At 44.8% G+C, this 1793-nt stretch carries 1 pseudogene; it reads right to left on the bottom strand.

The features are described 5' to 3' along the window. Positions 1 to 1793, bottom strand: a pseudogene (locus INQ51_RS22440) (hypothetical protein); the annotation flags it as partial.

Here is a 1793-nt window from a genome sequence, read left to right as displayed (position 1 = left end):
TTTGCATTGCTGCAAATGGTATAAGTAAACTGGATTACTGCTTCAGACAGTTCTTCGTTGGCATACAATAATTCTCCGTCGGTCAGGTTTACCTGTACATTGTCCGGAATATTATCTGCACTCATTGTAATTCCTGAAGTTCCAATGCCTTCGTCGTTTGTGAGCAGGTTGATCGAACCATTCACTATTCCGCCCGGACAAACAACCAGGGTAAGTACATCGGGTTGGGCAATGATTCTTTCCTGACCACAGTCAACTTCTCCGGCTTCAACAGTTACTTCAGCAGTACAAGTTGAAGTATTGCCGCAATTGTCAACTACTGTCAGTGTAACTTCATTGGTTCCAAGATCGCCGCAGGTGAAATCGTATTGGCTGATAAATACTGTGTCGATGCCGCAATTATCGGTTGAACCGCCATTTAAATCATCAGCGGTTATGCTGGCCATACCATTCGAACCCAGTTGGATCGTAATATTGTTGCAAACTGCCACCGGGGCAACGGTATCCATAACCGTGATTACCTGTACCTGGGGTTCTGCCTGATTTACACAAGCATCTGCCAGGTTCCATGTACGTGTGATTACCCATTCTCCGGCACATGCTCCCTGTTCTACCACGTCGGTATAAGTAGCATCCAGTTCCGGGCAGCAAGCATCTGATTCGTCAGTTACGTCGCCTGTAACCTCAATGCTGGCATCGTACTGACATTCTTCGCCTGAATAGATAGTGATATCTTCAGGAGCGGTGAATGCAGGAGCTTCGCTGTCAACAATGGTAAATGTTGCACTGGTTGATACTGAATTCTGACATCCATCGTAAGCGGTGAATGTTACCAGAACCGAGCCGGTGTTGCAACATCCCGGTGTCAGAGCTTCAAAATCGTTGGTCCAGTTGATTGTTCCAAATCCTGCCTGGGCAGCACCTGTTCCGCCAATTGTCTGCAACCAGTTATTTAGATCTTCCAGGTTGCCGTTTCCGTCACATTCTACAGTGAGGTCACTTGCATTGCTGATCAATTCTACCGGATCTTCACTTAATACAGTTAGCCTGATGATAAGAGTACTGTCACAACCGGCTGCATTTGTCAAGTGCTGAGTGAAAGTTCCGGATTGAGTGTAGATTGTATTGTTAATCCTTAGTTGGTTACAAACAGTTCTTTCGATGATCTCCTCAGTACTTCTCTTAATGGTCAGGTTTAAGGTAACTGTGAGGTCACATCCAGCCTCGGTTTGCAGGTTTTGTATGTATGTTCCACTTTCGGTGTATACTGAATCGTTTAATTCGTATGAGTCACAAGCAGTTTCTGTCAAGGTAAGTTCACGACTTTCATTTACCGTTAAGTTGATGGTTAAAGTACTGTCGCAACCGGCTGCGTTTGTGAGATTCTGAATGTATTGACCAGATTCGGTGTATGTTGAGTCATTGATCGTCAACTGGTCACAAACGATACGGTTGATGGTTTCGAAAGTGCTTCCCAATACTGTAAGGTTGATTGTCAACATACTGTCGCAACCAACAGCGTTTGTAAAGTGCTGCTCATAAGTACCCGATTCTGTATAAATCGAATCATTGATGGTTAAGATATCACATACTGTAGTGTCGATACTTGCTTGCGTAGTTTGTAAAACAGTAATATTCAGTAGTGAATCAGCAGCACAGCTGTTGCCTTCGTAATGAACGGTTGTGTCTCCGTCAGCCCCGAAGTACTCAACTCCGTCAACGTTCCAGGTATAGGTTTCATCCGAACAGATGGTCACGTTTGTTACGATCGGTTGCGGTTCCGGAGTTACCGT

It is taken from the genome of Maribellus sp. CM-23 (genome assembly GCF_021354595.1).
GTDB lineage: Bacteria > Bacteroidota > Bacteroidia > Bacteroidales > Prolixibacteraceae > Draconibacterium.
This window is presented reverse-complemented; position numbering and strand designations above follow the sequence as displayed.